Here is a 19,071-nt window from a genome sequence, read left to right as displayed (position 1 = left end):
AAAATCTTCACATTTATTCGGTAAGATTTAAGAATAATATGATTCAGTTAATCTTTTGTAAAAGGGAGGTGTAAGCATGAGTAAAATGATGTTTTCTATTCAAGGTATGACATGTGCGTCTTGTGTGAATCGTGTTGAGAAAATGATATCTAAAGTTGATGGGGTGCATTCAGTCACGGTTAATTTAGCATCTAATCAAGCGCAAGTTGAAGGTGACGAAACATCTTTATCCTCAGAATTAATTGTAAAAGCGATTGAAAAGGCAGGTTATAAAGCAAGACGAATTGATCAAGATGAAACAGAAAGAAAAGTACTCTTGTCGGTTAAAGGGATGACATGTGCATCTTGTGTGAATCGTGTTGAAAAGGTAATTTCAAAAGTGGAGGGTGTACGATCGGTAAATGTTAATCTAGCTGCCAATCAAGCACAGGTTACAGGAGAAAAAGGAATATTGGACCAAGATGCTGTTATAAATCGAATCGCCAAAATAGGATACGAGGCATCCGTTATTGATGAAGACGATAAGAGGGAAGAGAATGATGATCAGGAGAAAGAAACGAAAAAGCTCTTAAAAGATTTTACGGTAGCAGGAGTATTAACGACGATTGTGTTAATTGGTAGCATTCCTCATATGATGCATGATTGGGGTGCATGGGTACCTGCATTTCTAGCGAATCCGTTATTTTTACTCATTTTAACAAGTTACATTCAACTCGTACCAGGTTGGAGATTTTATAAAAACAGCTATAAAGTGTTGAAAAATGGTTCAGCTGATATGAATGTGTTAGTAGCAATGGGAACATCGGCAGCATGGATATACAGTGGGGCAATGACATTATTTCCCACTCAGCTAAGTAGTATGGGCTTTCCTTATCAGCTTTATTATGATGTGACGACGGTCATTACAACGCTTATTTTGCTTGGACGTTACTTTGAAGCAAAGGCGAAGGGGCAAACTTCTACAGCGATCAAGAAGTTGATGAGTTTACAAGCGAAAACCGCAAGAGTGATAAGGGAAGGGCAGGAACGTGAAATTTCAGTTGATGACGTGAAGATTGACGATGAGGTAATTGTAAGGCCTGGAGAGCGAATTCCAGTTGATGGAGTTGTCATAAAGGGAAGGTCAACAATTGATGAATCGATGTTAACAGGTGAGTCAATTCCAATTGAAAAAACAGCTGGAGATGAAGTGATTGGTGCAACCATTAATAAGTCGGGGAGTTTTCGCTTCCGTGCAACAAAAGTTGGAAAGGAAACGGCGCTAGCTCAAATTATCCGAATGGTCAATGAAGCCCAAGGATCAAAGGCCCCAATTCAACGAGTCGTTGACTTGATATCTGCTTATTTTGTTCCAGCAGTTCTGATTATCGCTGTCTTATCATTTATCGTTTGGTATTTTGTCGGCCCAGATCCTAGTCTTATTTTTGCTTTGACGACCTTTATCGCTGTGCTCATTATTGCTTGCCCTTGTGCACTAGGTTTAGCAACGCCTACGGCAATCATGGTTGGGACCGAAAAAGGGGCTGAAAACGGCATTCTTATTAAAAATGCTACTAGCCTAGAGGGTGCCCATAAGATTAATACAGTTGTGTTAGATAAAACAGGTACGATTACAGAAGGGAAGCCAAAACTAACGGACATCATCACAACTGATATGGTAACAGAGGATGAATTATTACAAGTAGCAGCATCAGTTGAGACGGCTTCAGAGCACCCACTTGGAGAAGCGATCGTTGAGGCAGCAAAGCTTAGAGACCTTGCTATTAATGAGACAGACTCTTTTGAAGCAATCATCGGCCATGGTTTACTAGCTACATCCAATAATAAGGAAATTTTAGTTGGAAATTTAAAATTAATGAACAAATACAAAATTGATTTAGGGGATTACGAAGATAAAGCAACGAACTATGCTGATCAAGGAAAAACACCTATGTATGTAGCGATTGATGGCAGGCTTGCAGGTGTGATTGCCGTTGCCGATACATTAAAAGTAGGTACTATTCAAGCTGTAGAGGCTCTACATTCCATGGGAATTGAGGTCATTATGCTAACAGGGGATCACAAGCGAACCGCTAAAGCGATCGCTAAGGAAGCAGGAATAAAAACCTACATTGCAGAGGTATTGCCTGAGCATAAGGCAGAAGAAATAACAAAGTTACAAGGTCAAGGAAAAGTAGTCGCGATGGTAGGTGACGGTATTAATGATGCTCCAGCTCTTGCGCAAGCGAATATAGGAATCGCGATAGGTACAGGAACGGATATTGCGATGGAAACGGCTGACATCACGTTAATGAGAGGTGAAATTACAAGTGTCGTAACTGCGCTTAGACTATCGAAATCAACGATGAAAATGATTTGGCAGAACCTTGGTTGGGCATTTGGTTACAATATTGTCCTAATACCAGTTGCCGCAGGTTTACTGTATCCACTATTTGGAATTCTTCTAAATCCAATGTTAGCAGGGGCAGCGATGGCATTTAGTTCTGTATCAGTTGTCCTAAACACATTACGACTAAAAAAATTCAAATCAGCAGTTTAGTGTAATACTAAAATACTGTTTTACATTTTTGTTTAGAAAGGAACGAATAAGGTTGAAAAATTGGAAAATTAGTAAGTTTGGTTTATTTTTTACCGTGTTACTAGTCAGTCTTTTTATTGCAGCTTGTACTCAAGGGGAAGAAGAGGATGTAGCTCAAGGGAATGGTCATAGCGCCGATCATGCTGAAGAAGTGGAACATGGAGGAGATCATGGTGATCATGAATCACCAGTCGTTACAAACGATCGAAATGATTTCGAACAAGAAGCTGCAAAGGCTCCAGAACATATTAATGACTTGGCAATAGAAGGATTGAAAGTTGCGAATACAAAAAACATTACAAGATTAGATGAGGAAAATCCGATTCAACTGTCGATTCATGTATCTCAAACAGTTTGGCCAGCAACTCATGTAGAAAATCAACCAGGAACAGTTATTCTCGCACCACTTGATCAGTGGCAGTACTCTTTAGCGGCATTAACATTAGTTCATCATCCGAATGATGGCCCATTACTTTATTGGGATGGAGAAATTTCAGAGGATGTAGCAAACGAACTTGATCGCTTGCAACCAAAAGGCAATAATGAAGGAATTCAAGTACTAGTTGTAGGCGATCTTCCAGACGGGGAAATGAATAAATTAGATAATTATACCGTTGAACAAATTCAAGGTTCAAATGCAGCTGATTTTGCTAGTAAGATTGAAGAAGTATTTTCGGAAACAATTCATGAAGTTTACCCAAGTGTAATTATTGGCTCTTCAGAAGAAGAAGCAAAAGAATATACAATTCCAGCAGGAAATTGGATTGCTCATATGAACGAATCATTGCTATATGTTGATAATGATGGAATACCACAAGAAACTGCCGATGCTCTTACTAAGAGAGAGGATGGGGTAATGATTTATCTTATTGGACCTGAAGATATTATCTCTAAAGACATTGCAGATGAATTAGAAGCTTATGGAACAGTACTGCGCATTGAAGGAGATAATCCAGTTTCACAATCAATTGAATTTGCTTCTTTTAAAGATACTGAAACTGGCTTTGGTTGGGGAATTAAAAGTCCAGGGCATGGATTAGTTTTTTCATCTACAGCAACACCAGAACTTGCGATTGCTGCAGCTCCTTTTGCTCATTTAGGAAAGCATGCACCTATGATTTGGTTGGATGAAGGAAATATTCCAACTGAACTTTATCACTATCTAGCCAGTTTAAAGCCGGCATTTAGTGAAGATCCAACTGAGGGACCGTATAACCATGGGTATGTAATCGGAACTTTCGATATGATCACATTTACAACCCAAGGGATACTAGATGAAAAATTAGAAATCGCGTCAATTAGTGGTGATGATCATGGAGGACATGGACATTGATTGACATAGAAAGGAAGGCGACGTAGCCTTCCTTTTTTGTGTGGGGATTAAAGAAAATTCACTTTTAAAGTTTATTTTGTCCACAATAGGAATAATTTTGTTAATATGTTAATTAGGAACAAGATTAAAGGGTGTGTTTATATGTTGCTTAAAGAGTTTTTAGAAAGTGAGTCATCAAAAATACAAGAATTAAAGCAATTGTATCTATTTATTCAGAGAAACGGACCGATAACAAAGGCAAAACTAATGGAACTTACAAAAATCAAAAAAACAAAACTAAACAGAATGATTGATGAATTATTAAAAAATAACTTTTTAAGAGAGTATGGGATTGGTGATACCTCTATCGGAAGACCTCCCACTTACTATGATATCGTGCTAGAAAAGGATTATATTATAGGTATTCATATCTCAAGAATGGCTGTAGAAGTTGTTTTATGTAATGTACGTTATGAGATTATTGAAGAAGAGAGCTTCGTTATAACATCCATCCATACCCTAGATTTTATAATGAACAAGATTAAAAGCATTATAAGTAGATTAATGAAGGATCATAAATTACACATTGAACATCTATTAGGTATAGGTTTTGCTACTGTTGGTCCAATAGATAGGGAAGAAGGAAAGATTATAGTTAGAGAACCGGCTCTTGCCCCAAATTGGAAAAATACAGCTGTAGTTGAAATGTTACAAAATGAATTTCCAGTGAAGGTAATGCTTGAATTAGCCACGGAAACAGCAGTCGTTGCTGAATATGAGGCACATGATGCAGTGCATAAAAATATCCTCTATTTAATTTCTGGTGCTTGGGGATTAGGGTGTGGAGTTATCTTCAATGGAGCCGTTTTGCCAGGACAAAACTATAATTATGAGCACATGATAATAAACTTTGATGGGAAATCATGTTCATGTGGAAAAAGAGGATGTTTGGTTGCTTATTCTTCATTTAATGGGATTATTCAAGAGCTAAAAAATAATAATTCAATTGGGGAGCTAAGTAATGCACAAGTTCAACAAGCATCAGTAAATGATCTAATCGAATATTTTAAGCAAGGAGATGAAAAAACAAAAGAAATTATCTTGAATACAGCTGATTTTTTAGGAATTGGCTTATCTAATTTAATTAACATCTTTCAAGCGGAATTAATTATTCTTAATGGTCCTTTAATTTATAATTTTGACGGCTATTACAATCGAGTAGTAGAAAGTGCATTACAAAATTTAAAAGATAAAGGAAACAACCATATTTTCACAACAGGAAAAAGGAAAAATAGAGCGATGGTTGTAGGTGCGTGTATTACTCTCTTTGAGTCATACTTTCCAAAAACTTTGTAAAAAAACCCTTCATAATATATTGACTTTTCTGCAAATTCGATATATTATGAAGTTGTAATTAAGTCCGAATGGGGAAAAAGTAAAGATATGAACGAAGTGAATGTTCTTATTTTATTCATTTATTACCGAAACGGTCAAAATGTTTAGTGATGATTTTTATACTAATAAAGAGAAATTAAAATATAAAAAAGGAGTAATCTATGCAAACTAATTTAGTAATTGGAGGAAAAGAAATAAAGACTGACCATGAATATGTAGCACATGCGATCAACATCAATAAGGGAATGAACTGAAGTAATATAATGAAAATCAAAGTAGTTTATACATAGGTTTGTAAGTTCCGAGTTTTTAAATATAGAACTATGTTTTTCTGAAAAAATGTAAGCGCTTATAATTTCAATGAATCATTTTGAATTGATTTTAGTAAGGAGGTGGTTTGGGGGTTAAGAATCTAAAATGAAATATTGTTATTTCGAGAAAATGTAAGCACTTACAATTTAGATCTAAGAGGAGGGGAGATTTTGATGAAAACAATAAAAGTAGGATTGTTTTATATCGTATTCATGTTAATTGTCAGTGGATGTTCTGCAGGAGCGAATTCAGAATCATCTAATAAAGGGCCAGAAAACAAAGGGGAAGGCACAAGTGAGCAAACGGAAGTTATTCATTTGACGGCAAGTACTTATACACCGCAGGGAATTCCGGTTACTGTTGGTTTTGACACTTTGTTAGATGAGATTGAAGAAAGAAGTGAAGGTCGAGTCAAGTTTGAAAGGTTTTATAACGGATCATTGACAGATGCAGAGGATACAATTGATTCGGTTCAAAACCGGGTAGCAGATGTTGCCTTTATTATCCCGGAATTGCAATCGGGGAAGGTATCTTTAAGTACTGTTTCGACTAATCCGGCTATTTACGAAAACGTATGGACCGTCACTAAAGCACTTCATACTTTGTTTGAAGAAGAACCTGCAGTTAAAGAACAATGGGAACGTCATGGTGTGAAAAAAATAGGGATATATGCCGCTCCTCAATACCATGTTCTGTCAACTAAAGATGTCTCTAGTTTTGAGGATTTAAAAGGATCACGAACTTTGACAACCGGTAGATCTCAGGCTTTACTGGCTGAAGGACTTGGTATGATTCCCGTTCCAATGGTACAAACACAAGCTTATGAAGCTATGTCTAGAGGGACAATTGACAGCATGCTCATGAATTTTTCAGGGGGAGTTGCCGTTGGGGTTGATGAAGTAATTAATTCTGTTTGGGAACTACCAGTTTCGGGGCTAACTAGCATTATTGGCATGAATCTTGATGTGTGGGAATCTTTGCCTGAAGATATCAAAGAAATTATTGACGGAGTTCAACAGGATTTTGATGCTGAAATGCACCATGAACTTTTTATTGATTCGGATGAAAGGTCAGCGCAAACATATGCTGAACAAGGCGTTATCGTCAATGAAGCTTCGGAAGAGGATGTAAATAGAGTTAGAGAAATAGCAGCAGAACATGTATGGGAAGAATGGGTGAAAGAACAAGAAGATCTAGGTTTGCCAGGTCAAGAAGTCTTGGATACCTTTGTTGAACTAATTGAAAAGTATGAGCAAGAAATTCCTTATTAAACAAACCTACGTTAAAAATTGTTGGCCTCTCTTTGAAAAGATCACATTTTTGAGTGCCAAGATAACTATAAAATTAATTTAAATTATTTGGAGGATGATCCTATGAAAACCACTGTTGAATTGCCTAAGTACCATGAGTTGAGTGATGCTGAATTGAACCAATGGACACCCGAAGAATTTACACAAAAAATAATTGATAAATCTACCCAATTTGCTGAAGCGTTTTATCATGTTAATAATTGGGAGAAAGTTAATCTTGGTGAAGAGGAGAGAAAACAGAATTTAATGAAATTTTGTTCGCGAATCGGATGGCGTGAATTCTATCTAGGGGTTCATCCACCTTCCAAACAAATTGTGTTGCTCGAAAGTAACCCTGATGATATAGGGATACGCATTAGACTTGCCCAACAGATCATTGATGAAGTCAAGCACCAAAGAATCTGGGGGAAATGGGCTAAGAAATACGGAGGAAGTTCTAGAATTCAGGATTATGAAGTTGAACCTGACGTCTTGAAACAATTTCAATCAACAAGTGATTATGATGATCCAACTAAAATTGCTATAAACTTGCAATTGACTTCAGAAGTGACTTTACCTTACTTGCTTGGTTACGGAACTTTATCACCAGAAGAAAACATCACAGCTCAGATAATGCCAGAAGAATTGCGTGAGGGAATTAAAAAAGAGGTAGTAGATGATGAACCACGTCATATTGCAGTTGGCAGAGATATCATGATTAAGTATTGTGGGGATGCAGATAAACGAAGAACACTATTAGAGTTGCATAATACTCGTCTTAAAAACACAATGATATTGCAGTCAAATGAAGTGAATTTGCTAGGGGCGGAGAGAACAACTCCTTATCCAAATATCTAAACATAAGGTCGGTGTATAATATGTTCGATTTTGAAAATTGGAGTAAACAAGTTTTTCAGCTCACTTCACTGTTAGAAGATACTGATTCAACACTTGATAAAGAAAAAATTAATAAGTATCAGTCGGATCTACAAAAGTTGTGGGATGAAATGATACAAGATGAAGACGTGGGAGTTCATTTTTTAAAAATGTCACTAAAGATGTCAGAAGATTCACTTAAAGGCGAATTGTCGACAGAGCAATTAACAGAAACAATGGCTGCTATGAGGGAAGAAGCTATTTCAAAAGAATCATAAGTGGATATTTTTTAAAGGACAGTTTAAAGTTACTAATATTACAAGAAACTCTTCTCTTCGAGGGGCTGTAGAAGATCAAATCTTTTGAACGGTTATTGCTACCATCTCTCCACGAACATTTGGTTGTTCGTGGAAGGATGGAGTGAAAGCCAACTATTTTAAAATATTATATTTAAGAGCTCATTTAGTAAGGTGTTGAAGCTAAAAAATTATTTGAATATTCAGTATTTATAAGAGCGTACTAGAAAATAGAGTATGAAACATTGAAGGTTTTACAAATATTTTGGAACTTATATTATTCTTATATTTTTGAATAAGATTCTTTTTTCCAAAGAGAAAATAATGAATTGTTGGACGATACTAAACGATTTGAGAGACATTAACGTACGGGAGGGATCTCATGAATCTACTTTTTTTGAAAATAGATTATCAGTTAAGAAAGGTAGAATATTTCTTTGCATTAGTTGCAGGAATCATTGCTTTGCTTGTCATGTTCATGGTGACATTGGATGTATTATCTCGTAATTTATTCAATGTGCCTATAGTGGCTGTTTACGAATTAGTAACATATTCATTTATTGGAATGATTGCTCTTGGTTTTCCTTATGTACAGGCTCAAAATCAAAATGTTGTGATCGAAGTTGCCACAAGCTCTTTGCCAGCGAAGTATAAAAATGTTCTTGACTTAATTGGTACCCTGATAGGTCTGCTTGTCATCGGTGTCATTGCGTGGCAAACAGGGATTTCCACCATATCTTCTTTTATAGGAAAAGAGTATAGTTCTGGGTTAATAAGAATACCCATTTGGCCGGCCAAATTAGTTCTTTTCATAGGAGTAACATTTTTGGCTATAAGACTTTTGCTTGACTTTTTCCTAATCGCAACTAACTCAAAGAATAAAAAAGACGAATCTGAAACTACTACGATCCAATAGCTGCAAAAGTAGATAGGAAGGTGCTGTCGATTGTTTGAGTCTTTATAAATGAGTTAATACCAGCACGGGGGAGGATGAATATGACATTAGATCCACAGATTATTGGTTACGTCGGCATCATCGTGATGATACTGTTAATGTTTTTAAGAGTACCTGTTGCGTTCGCTATGGCTACTGTTGGTTTTGTAGGCTTCTATTTGATTAATGGGTTAGTCCCTGCTTTAAATATAATGCAAACGACTTTTTATGGAGTATTGAGGAGTGAAAGTTTTGTTGCTGTGCCTTTGTTTATCCTTATGGGTTACTTTGCTTATCATTCAGGTATTGTGACTAATCTGTTTAAAACCGCTGCGAAGTGGGTAGGGCATGCTCCCGGAGGTGTAGCACAAGCCACTATTTTAGGAGGAGCGGGATTTGGAGCTACGACTGGATCGGGTTTGGCATCCACTGCGACATTAGCCAAAATTGCATATCCGGAAATGATTAATGCAGGGGTGGACAGAAAGTTAGCTTATGGAGCTATAGCTTCAGTCGGGCCACTTGCTGTTATGATACCACCGAGTATTTTAATGATTGTCTTTGCTATTATCACACAACAGTCAATCGGGAAGTTATTAATTGGAGGTCTAGTGCCTGGTCTATTGGCAGCCGTGGTCTACATGGTGCTGGTTTATATTTTGGTAAAAAGGAATCCTGCGATTGCACCATCAGTTGCTAAGCCTCCTTTACAAGAACGGCTACAATCATTAAAAAATATATGGGGATTTTTCATTTTAGTATTTGTTATTCTTATCGGGTTATATTCTGGATTTTTTACACCAACTGAAGCTGGATCGATAGGTGCCTTCGTTGTTTTTGTTATGTTACTGTTCATGAAAGGTTTCAAATGGCAGATCATCAAAGATTCTATTATACAGACAATTATGACATCAAGTATGATCTTTTTGTTGGTATGCAGCACTTATATTTTCAGTTACTTTATTACGGTGACTAGAATACCTACCAATTTATCAAATCTTTTGGTTTCACTTCCAGTTGACCCCATTGTGATTTTGTTAGCTGTCATCCTTATGTATTTGATCATGGGGATGTTCATGGATATGATGTCAGCTATGTTCCTAACTCTGCCTATTCTATTTCCTTCCATTATTGCTTTGGGATTTGACCCGATTTGGTTTGGGGTTATGCTAGTATTTTTGGTTGAAGTAGCATTGGTCACACCACCATTTGGACTCAGCTTGTTTATTCTTAATGGTGCGGTACCAGGCAGTGATATGAAGGAAATTTATCGAGGGAGCATTCCGTTTATTATAGCTGACTTCTTTATTATAGCATTATTTATCATGTTTCCACAGATTATTACCTTCTTACCTTCATTGATGTAAATGGGCTTAGTTAGATGGATCAATTATATAACAAAAAACGAATTTATAATATGTAAGGATGATTTTTCTTATCAATAAACACAACAGAAATACATTTTATTAAGAAGGAGTTTTTGACATTGAATATTAAAGCAGCGACTACTTTTGATAAAGGTTCTGAATTTACGATATCAGATGTCTCTCTTGATAAACCAAAACATGGAGAAGTACTAGTTCGAATAAGTGCTACTGGAATCTGTCATACGGATCTTAGAGCGCGCGATCAACTTAGGCCAGTACCACTACCTATTATACTCGGGCATGAAGGTTCTGGTATCGTTGAAGAAATTGGTGAAGGGATCAGTAATCTAGAGCCTGGTGATCATGTCATTATGAGTTTTAATTCCTGTGGAACCTGTGATGACTGTTTAAAAGCAAAACCTTATGCTTGTGAAAACTTTCCTCATTTGAATTTTTCAGGGAAAATGAAGGATGGGACCTATAGGCATTTCATTAATAATGAACCGGTAAACACTTTTTTTGGCCAATCTTCCTTTGCAACTTATTCTATTGTATCAGAAAGAAGTATTGTGAAAGTTGATAAAGAAGTACCAATCGAATTATTAGGTCCACTTGGTTGTGGGATTCAAACCGGAAGTGGAACTGTTATGAATAAATTAAAGCCTAATGTTGGGGAATCAATTGCCATCTTTGGTTGTGGAACTGTTGGTTTAAGTGCACTGATGGCTGCTAAGTTCTTAGATTGTGGAGAGATTATTGCAGTAGATGTTCACGAAAATCGTTTGAATTTAGCAAAGGAGTTAGGTGCAACACAAACGATCAATGCTAAAGAAGTTGATGTTGAAGAAAGAATACTTGAGATTACGAAAACAGGAGTAGATTATGCAGTGGATTCAAGTGGTTCTCCAGATGTTTTGACCCAAGCAATGAATAGTGTTTCTCAGTCTGGGACTGTAGCAATGGTTGGTGGAGCGTCTCCTGGAACAATGGCTCAAGTAGATATGGGGAAGCTATTATTTGAAAGAACTATCACAGGTGTTATTGAAGGAAATAGCATACCTCAGGTGTTCATTCCTAAACTGATACATCTATATAAAACGGGTAAATTCCCATTTGATAAATTAATTCAATTTTATAATTTTGATGATATTAATTCTGCAGTACATGATATGGAAGCTGGGAAAGTCATTAAACCTGTGATCAGATTAATATGATGCTTCAAATGAATAGCAATTACTTATTAAGAACGAACCCTTTTCAATGCTAGTTCAAAAGTAGAAATGATTGAACTAGGTCAAGCGATTCATGATATGGAATCTAGAAAGACTATTAAACTAGTTAGTTTATTTTCATACTAATGATGTGGAGGGACAACAAATGAAACTATTACTTCAAAATTTCACAAAACAATTCATTAACGGTCAATGGAAAGAAGGATCAAGTTTAGGTACCATCCAAAACTATAATCCGTATACTGGGGAAGAACTATTAACCATTCGAGCTGCAAATAATGATGATTTAAATGAAGCGTATTCAGCAGCTGAACAAGCTCAGCTAATATGGGAGGCCATGCCTTTAGGTGAGAAGCAACAGCTATTTGAACGTTTAGTGAAAGTGCTAGAAGAAAAAAGAGAGGAGATTATTCAATGGCTTGTTCAAGAATCTGGAAGCACGCTTTTTAAAGCAACGTTTGAATTCGAAGCTTCCGTTACCATGGTAAAAGAATCTGCGAGTTTATTGACGCGCATCACGGGAGACATTTTGCCTTCTTATGTACCGAATAAAGAAAATCGCGTTTACCGAACAGCAAAAGGAGTAATTGGTGTGATTGGCCCTTGGAATTTCCCATTTCAATTAACTATGAGGTCAGTGGCTCCTGCCATCGCTACTGGTAATAGTGTTGTGATTAAGCCTGCTTCTGAAACGCCCGTTACCTCAGGATTATTGTTTGGTGAAATATTTGAAGAAGCTGGTTTCCCCACAGGTCTAGTAAACGTCATTGTAGGCCGTGGCTCTGAAATTGGGGATGCATTTGTCACTCATCCTACACCATGCATGATTTCATTTACAGGATCGACTGAAGTAGGTCGTCGCATCGGAGAATTGGCTGGGAAAAATTTGAAGGAAGTTGCCCTTGAACTAGGTGGTAACAATGTGATGGTCGTTTTAAAAGATGCAAATATCGAACGTGCCGCAAAAGCAGCTGCTTTCGGTAAATTTTTGCACCAAGGTCAAATTTGCATGGCGTTAAATCGGATCATTGTGGATCAAGCTATTCATGATGAGTTTGTTGAAAAATTTACGGAAATCGTGGAAACGCTTCAAACAGGTGATCCCACTGATCGATCGACATTCGTTGGCCCCCTTATTAACAAACAACAGGTCGAAATCATTCAACAAGACATTCAAGATAGTGTTGACCAGGGGGCGACGATTCATTTTAAGGGAGTAGTGGATAGTTGTTTAATGCAGCCAGTGATTTTAACTAATGTCACAAACGATATGCCGATTGCTAAAAACGAAATTTTTGGTCCGGTTTCTCCTATTATTAAAGCAAAGGATGAAGAAGAAGCCATTAAAATTGCCAACGATTCACCTTATGGTTTAAGTGGCTCGGTCTTTACAGAAGATCTTCATCATGGTGTAGAGGTTGCGAAAAAAATCAAAACAGGTATGATTCACATCAATGATCATTCTGTGAACGCTGAAGCACATGTCCCATTTGGAGGCGAAAAAGCATCCGGTATTGGTCGCTTTAACGGTGAATGGGCGATTGATAAGTTTACAACCGTAAAATGGGTTAGCGTACAAAATGGTTATCGTGAATATCCCATTTAAAACTAGTGGGACAACTGGCTAAGTCATTGATATTTTTAAAAGAAACGATGTTTGATATCATTAAAACGTCATATTAAAATATTGCTCATTTAACAGTATATAAAACTGGAGGGAATGATAATGGCTAAATACACAATTGTAGATCAGGAAACATGTATTGCATGTGGAGCATGTGGAGCAGCCGCCCCAGATCTTTATGAATATGATGATGAGGGAATTTCGTTTGTCCTTTTAGATGATAATCAAGGAACAGCAAAAGTTCCAGAGGATTTATATGAAGATATGGAAGACGCTCAAAATGGATGTCCAACAGATTCAATAAAAGTTGACGATGAACCTTTTGATGGAAACCCATTGAAATTGGAGATGGAAATTTCTTCATAGAGAGTTACAAGCAAACGTTCAACATTAATAAATGAAACGATTCTTAAAATTCAGTATAATACCGATTTGCTAGTTGATGTCGAAACCATTTTCCGGAGTAAGAAACATAGTTATGGTGCGAAGGAGAAAAGCGAAATAAAACCCTTAAGTAAGTCAGTCGAATCTTTGGTTCGACTGACTTTTAACTTTCTCATGTTCTTCTTTCTTTTTTACGCTAAGCAAATTTCAACATAAATATAGCCAAAGTCTGTATTTTAAGTAATTTGGCTTATATATAGATTAATAATTTAATGTTCTTAGTTTATTAGCTGATATTGGTTTTGAATCAAATTTATGGTCTCCAAGAAGGTTGATATGTTCCTTGGGGAGGTTTAAGATTGAAAGAATCTAAATAAAACATAAAGAGGTAATGAATTATGGTTGAAATGGAAATTTTATTTGCGATCATCATTGTATTATTGGCAGCTATTATGCAAGGGCTAACAGGATTTGGTTTTGCGGTTGTTGCGGTTCCTTTACTTTCTTTGTTCCTTCCATTACAAACCGTTGTTCCTTTGGTGATGTTAGTTGCAACCATTATTGTTACGATGATGACCATCAAACTATGGAGACATATTCAATTTAAAGAAATGTGGGTTCTTTTGATAGTCGGAATTGCTCTTACACCATTGGGAGCTTATTTATTAATTATTATTGATGAAACGATTTTTAAAGTTGTTATTGCAATCATAACCCTCGTATTTAGCATTTGCTTATGGAAGGGATTAAGGGTTGTTATTAAAAATGAACGAATGGCATTAATCACCATAGGGGCATCAGCTGGTTTATTAAATGGGAGTTTAGGGCTAGCAGGTTTAGTTATTGCGCTATTTTTTAATAATAAAAATGAGGATAAAACCTCTTTTCGTGCAAATCTCTCTTTCTTTAACTTGTCTTTAACCGTCTTTGTAGTGATAAACTATTTATTGTTGGGTCTAATAGATAAAACAGTTATAGAATTTTCCGCCTGGTTATTACCAACATTAATCATTGGTTTATTTATTGGTTACAAAGTTGAAACGATTCTTGAACAAACAAAGTTTATGAAAGTTGTCCTTGCTGTTATTATGGTGGCATCCGTATCTACCTTCGTCTCAGTTTTTTAAGTGGAGGATGAGATATCTAGCTTCAAATAGTTAGAAAAGGGAATTTGAGCGTACTCAAATTCCCTTTTCTCTTTTTACGTGTAAATTCTTCTATTATACGATTTTAATAACTGATAAGTTTTATTGAAACCAACAATAAAATAACAGCAATGAACGAAGTGGAGTCAGGAAAATTTAGAGAAACAAGAAGGATAATTAGACTATTCTAATTAATATCAATAATACAAATACAGTACAAAAGAACTAACTAATAAATAATTCTGATATACTATTTCTCGAGACTCGTAGTGGAAAGGGAGATAAGGGGAGAATGTTCAGAAAAATACAAACGAAAATAATGTTTTTGATTGCAGCTATATTAGTTGTAACGATTGCAACAGTTTCATACATTACATACAATCAAACTCAAAGCGTCATTGAAAGAAATACACAACATGAAGCCAGCAATGTTGTGTATGAAATAGCAAAGTACACAAGTCAATATTTCGAAAATTTCTCTAGTCAATTAGTACTGTATAGCACAGATGAAAGAGTGATAGATTATATAAGGGCCATCAATCAGGAAGATTCGGCAACTATATCGTCATTTCAAGATTTTATCTCTGAACGTTTTACCTCTTACATGGATTTAAATGAAAGTATAGAGTTAATATATATCGGAAGTGAGAGTAAAGAAATGGACAGCACTCCTACTGTGAACCTGCCAGATAACTTTGATCCAACAAGTAGACCTTGGTATCTGGATGCAACAGAAAAGCCTAATGAGGTTATCTGGACTGCTCCTTATGTTACAGAAGATGGTGGTGGTATGGTCGTAACTGCAGCAAAAGCCGTTTTGGACCCTGTAAATAGTGACCTCTTAGGAGTGATAGGGTTTGATATTTCTTTAGATGGCTTAACGAGGATTATTAATGAAGTTGATATCAACTACCAAGGTTTTGCAGCTCTTTTTGATGCAAACGGTTCAGCTCTTGTGCATCCATCAAGAGTGGGAGAGGATCTTTCAGAAGATGAAATGCAACAAATGCTCTCAGGAAATGATAGTGGATACATTTCTTATCGATTTGATGGTATAGATCGCTTTATGTACTATAGTACGATACCAGAAACTAATTGGATAGTTAATGCTGTTTACGACTATAATCATATGCTCAGTGATTTGCATGACATCCGAAACAAAATTGTTTTGATTTCAATGGTTATGTTGGCTCTTTCTTTATTTTTAGGGTTTGTAGTTTGCAGAAACATTACCAATCCTATAAAACAGTTAAAAGAGCAAGTTAGCCAAGTTGCATTAGGTGATTTAACTGTACATGCAACGACAAGTTCACGTGATGAAGTAGGTCAATTAAGTAATGATTTCAATGAAATGATATTTAAAATGAAGAGTTTGATTGAGACTGTTCAACATTCAGCAAATGACGTAAATGAATCTTCTGAAAGTTTGAGTGCTCTTTCAGAAGAAACGATTGCCTCAAGTGAAGAAGTGTCAGCGGCTGTTGTTGAAATTGCAACCGGAGCATCAAAACAAGTAGATGATGTAGAGGGGACTCAAAAGCGCACAGTTGAACTATCTGCACAAATTGAAAAAGTAACAAATGAAACGTATCGTATAGAAGAACTTTCAACGGATTCAAAAGGTGTTAGTGAAAAAGGGACTATAAAAGTCGAAATATTACAGGGTAAGACAGATGAAGCTAATCTTGTACTCCTTAATGTTGAAAAGGTGGTTAGTGGACTGTACGCGAAAATAGCAGAAGTTGAACATGTGATCGGTACAATAAACGGGATATCAGAGCAAACGAATCTATTAGCTTTAAATGCTAGTATTGAAGCAGCTAGAGCAGGTGAACACGGAAAAGGATTTGCCGTTGTTGCTGCTGAAGTACGTAAATTAGCTGAACAATCTTCTAAGGCAACAGTTGGAGTGAGTGAAACGATCAGTGGAATTGTGTCTCAATCAGAGAAAGTAGTTTCTGAAATAAACAAAACCAAAGAAATATTTAACCTGCAAATGAATGCTGTTAATGATACGCACCTCGCATTTAACCAAATTGCGTCTTCTATTGAAAAGATTGTTTCATCACTTTCGATGATTCGAAGTGAAGTAGAAACGATGGCAAATCATAAAGATATGGTTGTTGATAGCATTCAAAATATATCTGCGGTAGCCCAAGAGGCGTCAGCTTCAGTAGAAGAAGTGAATGCTGCGAGCGACCAACAGGTTGATGCTCTTACACAAGTCGCTAGTTCGGCAGAGCAATTAAACGTTGCAAGTACGCAGTTATCTGATTTAATAAAACAGTTTAAAGTGAAGTGATAAAAAGTTACATACAACCATTTCTTACCATTACATATGGATGAGGGATGGTTGTTTTTTAATAAATAATGGCTATTTAAAGAACGTTATTGTGGCGATAATGTAAATAATGTTTAGGAAAAGATTGAATGGCATCCAAGTGATTTATACTTGAGTGGGAAGGTATATGTTGTAAGTTTAAGATAGTTTTAAAGAGGAGAGAAACATGCAAGATAAATTATTTGGGTTTAGAGTTGTTGAACGTTTGCAAGAAATTGAAAAAGACATTAAAACAAATGAACTTAAATATCATAATAAGAGAGTTCTGGTTAGCAAAGAGTTTACATTTGATGCTGCACATCACCTACATTGCTATGAAGGGAAATGCAAAAACCTTCATGGTCATACATACAAGGTAATCTTTGGATTAAGTGGTTATGTTAATGATGTAGGGTTGGTCATTGATTTTGGAGCTATAAAGAAAATTTGGAAAGAGGATATCGAAGTGTATCTCGATCATCGCTATTTGAACGAGACCCTTCCGAACATGAATACGACTGCTGAAAATATGGTTGTGTGGATTTATGAGAAAATGAAAGAGGCCTTGGAAAAGAGACAAGAACAGCATCGAGGAACTAGAGTAGAGTTCGTAAGGCTATTCGAAACACCAACTAGTTATGCAGAGATTAAAAGAGAGTGGATGGAGATTGATTAAGGGTCTAAATCGGCCGATTCATATTCATATGAACCGGTAAAAACGGCCCGTTTCTTATTGAGTATATAATTTAATCCTAAAAAGGTGTACCAGTTGGTATGCCTTTTTAAGTGTTGTAATGAATAAAGTCCTCACACATAGGAAAACTAAGCTTAAGAGGTGAGGAAAAAAATGGGATTACTTAATTCTATTAGTCAATGGATGGAAAAGCGAAAAGAGCAACAAATTGAACGTTCAAGGTTACAAGGTACCTGTCCAGAATGCCAAGGAAAAGGATTTAACTTGTTAGGAAGTGAAATGTATGTAGTGAACTCTCATTATTATGATTGTTCTGGTTGTAATGGGAGTGGTTCATACTCTGATTGGGTCGAATTACATTAATTCTTGGTAATCATATTGCCGAATGACCACTTTTTATTAGAAGTTTTGTCAAGTAGGAGGAAAATGGTCATATTCGTATCTAATATGTACCTCAAACAATTATTTTTTAAAAATAAAAATGAGGTGGGCATATGGCTAAAGAACAAACAAAGTACACGATCAAAGAGGTTTCGAAAACCTTAAAAATACCAGTGGGAAAGCTAAGAGAATGGGAGGAGTTATTTTCGAATTCTCTTGTTGTTCAACGCACGAAATCAGGGGCAAGGTTATATACAGATGATGATATCGAGATGTTGAAGAAAATAAAAATATTAAAGGATAATAATATAAACGAAGAGAAAGTTAACTTTATTCTTGATACGAGAAGTCAGACTGCTGGTACGAATAATGAGATTATGCATGAAGAAGAAGACAACAGCGACGAGAAAGAATACTATACGCTCTTATCTTTACAACATGAGACAATTGAAAACATTCAAAAATTAAATGAATCATTTACAGAGCTAAAAGATGAGGTCATTCAAGATGTTAAAGAAGAATTAAAAACGGAAGTGACCACTGGTCATAACAAAACGAAATCACTTATCCAATCGTATTCAAATATGGTCGCAACCACAGCAGAAAACACACAAGAAGAATTAGTGCGTTTAAGACAGGATATTCATCGTGAGGAAGAAGAGAAACTCTTTATTCAACAGAAACTTGAAGAAAGGGAAGAACAATTTCAAGAATTTGTACTTGCATATAGAGAGGCTGCTGCCACAAAACAAAAACCTCGATTTGCTAATTTATTTAATATGTTCAAACCGAAAAAAGATCATACGATTGAGTCAATAAGTGGTACAAATCCTAAATTCTAATGTATTAGCAGTCCTTTCCAAAAGTATTTAACTACTTTTGGAAAGGACTTTTCTATTTCATTTTGCCAAGTGAATCCAGTGAAATTTGCT

16 protein-coding genes are annotated in these 19,071 nt (G+C 36.1%); all 16 read left to right on the top strand.

The genetic code is table 11. The features are described from left to right. Window positions 1–76: 76 nt before the first annotated feature. Window positions 77–2,539, top strand: coding sequence for a heavy metal translocating P-type ATPase (locus AC1FXZ_RS09735; protein WP_480052988.1), 2,463 nt, complete (start codon window positions 77–79; stop codon window positions 2,537–2,539). Window positions 2,540–2,591: 52 nt separating this feature from the next. Continuing rightward, window positions 2,592–3,911, top strand: coding sequence for a cell wall-binding repeat-containing protein (locus AC1FXZ_RS09730; RefSeq protein ID WP_480052986.1), 1,320 nt, complete (start codon window positions 2,592–2,594; stop codon window positions 3,909–3,911). A gap of 141 nt (window positions 3,912–4,052) precedes the next feature. Further along, window positions 4,053–5,246 (top strand): ROK family protein, encoded by a 1,194-nt coding sequence (locus tag AC1FXZ_RS09725; RefSeq protein WP_480052984.1) that lies wholly within the window; start codon window positions 4,053–4,055, stop codon window positions 5,244–5,246. Window positions 5,247–5,770: 524 nt separating this feature from the next. Then, entirely contained in the window at window positions 5,771–6,868 is a 1,098-nt protein-coding gene (gene dctP / locus AC1FXZ_RS09720) for a TRAP transporter substrate-binding protein DctP (protein WP_480052982.1), read from the top strand. A 102-nt stretch (window positions 6,869–6,970) separates the two neighbouring features. Next, window positions 6,971–7,744, top strand: a complete 774-nt coding sequence (locus AC1FXZ_RS09715) for a hypothetical protein (protein ID WP_480052980.1) — start codon at window positions 6,971–6,973, stop codon at window positions 7,742–7,744. Window positions 7,745–7,764: 20 nt separating this feature from the next. Further along, window positions 7,765–8,040: a hypothetical protein gene (locus tag AC1FXZ_RS09710; protein ID WP_480052978.1), complete on the top strand. Its 276-nt coding sequence runs from the start codon at window positions 7,765–7,767 to the stop codon at window positions 8,038–8,040. A gap of 400 nt (window positions 8,041–8,440) precedes the next feature. Further along, window positions 8,441–8,974, top strand: coding sequence for a TRAP transporter small permease subunit (locus tag AC1FXZ_RS09705; RefSeq protein WP_480052976.1), 534 nt, complete (start codon window positions 8,441–8,443; stop codon window positions 8,972–8,974). A gap of 80 nt (window positions 8,975–9,054) precedes the next feature. After that, window positions 9,055–10,359 carry a TRAP transporter large permease gene (locus AC1FXZ_RS09700; protein WP_480052974.1) on the top strand — a complete coding sequence of 435 codons (1,305 nt, stop codon included), beginning with the start codon at window positions 9,055–9,057 and terminating at the stop codon, window positions 10,357–10,359. A gap of 119 nt (window positions 10,360–10,478) precedes the next feature. Next, window positions 10,479–11,573 (top strand): NAD(P)-dependent alcohol dehydrogenase, encoded by a 1,095-nt coding sequence (locus tag AC1FXZ_RS09695; RefSeq protein ID WP_480052972.1) that lies wholly within the window; start codon window positions 10,479–10,481, stop codon window positions 11,571–11,573. Between the two features lie 163 nt (window positions 11,574–11,736). Next, window positions 11,737–13,197: an aldehyde dehydrogenase family protein gene (locus AC1FXZ_RS09690; protein ID WP_480052970.1), complete on the top strand. Its 1,461-nt coding sequence runs from the start codon at window positions 11,737–11,739 to the stop codon at window positions 13,195–13,197. Window positions 13,198–13,317: 120 nt separating this feature from the next. Beyond that, window positions 13,318–13,581 carry a ferredoxin gene (locus tag AC1FXZ_RS09685; RefSeq protein ID WP_480052968.1) on the top strand — a complete coding sequence of 88 codons (264 nt, stop codon included), beginning with the start codon at window positions 13,318–13,320 and terminating at the stop codon, window positions 13,579–13,581. 416 nt (window positions 13,582–13,997) lie between these two features. After that, on the top strand, window positions 13,998–14,726 hold the full coding sequence (locus tag AC1FXZ_RS09680) for a sulfite exporter TauE/SafE family protein (RefSeq protein WP_480052966.1): 729 nt from the start codon (window positions 13,998–14,000) through the stop codon (window positions 14,724–14,726). A 310-nt stretch (window positions 14,727–15,036) separates the two neighbouring features. Further along, a complete protein-coding gene (locus AC1FXZ_RS09675) occupies window positions 15,037–17,046 on the top strand; it encodes a methyl-accepting chemotaxis protein (protein ID WP_480052964.1) in 2,010 nt (669 codons plus the stop codon). A 205-nt stretch (window positions 17,047–17,251) separates the two neighbouring features. After that, window positions 17,252–17,740, top strand: coding sequence for a 6-carboxytetrahydropterin synthase QueD (gene queD, locus AC1FXZ_RS09670; protein WP_480052962.1), 489 nt, complete (start codon window positions 17,252–17,254; stop codon window positions 17,738–17,740). Window positions 17,741–17,911: 171 nt separating this feature from the next. Beyond that, window positions 17,912–18,121: a methionine aminopeptidase gene (locus tag AC1FXZ_RS09665; protein WP_480052960.1), complete on the top strand. Its 210-nt coding sequence runs from the start codon at window positions 17,912–17,914 to the stop codon at window positions 18,119–18,121. Between the two features lie 131 nt (window positions 18,122–18,252). Then, window positions 18,253–18,981, top strand: a complete 729-nt coding sequence (locus tag AC1FXZ_RS09660; protein ID WP_480052958.1) for a MerR family transcriptional regulator — start codon at window positions 18,253–18,255, stop codon at window positions 18,979–18,981. Window positions 18,982–19,071 lie beyond the last annotated feature (90 nt).

It is taken from the genome of Halalkalibacter sp. HAAS-P014, from assembly GCF_056619965.1.
Note: the sequence above shows the minus strand (reverse complement) of the source record. Positions and strands in the feature narration are given on the sequence as shown.

Bases quoted from the DNA above. Each gene is read 5' to 3' on its own strand.
- dctP (WP_480052982.1), top strand. From the start codon at position 5,771: ATGAAAACAATAAAAGTAGGATTGTTTTATATCGTATTCATGTTAATT.
- AC1FXZ_RS09685 (WP_480052968.1), top strand. From the start codon at position 13,318: ATGGCTAAATACACAATTGTAGATCAGGAAACATGTATTGCATGTGGA.
- AC1FXZ_RS09735 (WP_480052988.1), top strand. From the start codon at position 77: ATGAGTAAAATGATGTTTTCTATTCAAGGTATGACATGTGCGTCTTGT.
- AC1FXZ_RS09710 (WP_480052978.1), top strand. From the start codon at position 7,765: ATGTTCGATTTTGAAAATTGGAGTAAACAAGTTTTTCAGCTCACTTCA.
- AC1FXZ_RS09665 (WP_480052960.1), top strand. From the start codon at position 17,912: ATGGGATTACTTAATTCTATTAGTCAATGGATGGAAAAGCGAAAAGAG.
- AC1FXZ_RS09675 (WP_480052964.1), top strand. From the start codon at position 15,037: ATGTTCAGAAAAATACAAACGAAAATAATGTTTTTGATTGCAGCTATA.
- AC1FXZ_RS09700 (WP_480052974.1), top strand. From the start codon at position 9,055: ATGACATTAGATCCACAGATTATTGGTTACGTCGGCATCATCGTGATG.
- queD (WP_480052962.1), top strand. From the start codon at position 17,252: ATGCAAGATAAATTATTTGGGTTTAGAGTTGTTGAACGTTTGCAAGAA.
- AC1FXZ_RS09725 (WP_480052984.1), top strand. From the start codon at position 4,053: ATGTTGCTTAAAGAGTTTTTAGAAAGTGAGTCATCAAAAATACAAGAA.
- AC1FXZ_RS09715 (WP_480052980.1), top strand. From the start codon at position 6,971: ATGAAAACCACTGTTGAATTGCCTAAGTACCATGAGTTGAGTGATGCT.
- AC1FXZ_RS09660 (WP_480052958.1), top strand. From the start codon at position 18,253: ATGGCTAAAGAACAAACAAAGTACACGATCAAAGAGGTTTCGAAAACC.
- AC1FXZ_RS09705 (WP_480052976.1), top strand. From the start codon at position 8,441: ATGAATCTACTTTTTTTGAAAATAGATTATCAGTTAAGAAAGGTAGAA.
- AC1FXZ_RS09690 (WP_480052970.1), top strand. From the start codon at position 11,737: ATGAAACTATTACTTCAAAATTTCACAAAACAATTCATTAACGGTCAA.
- AC1FXZ_RS09680 (WP_480052966.1), top strand. From the start codon at position 13,998: ATGGTTGAAATGGAAATTTTATTTGCGATCATCATTGTATTATTGGCA.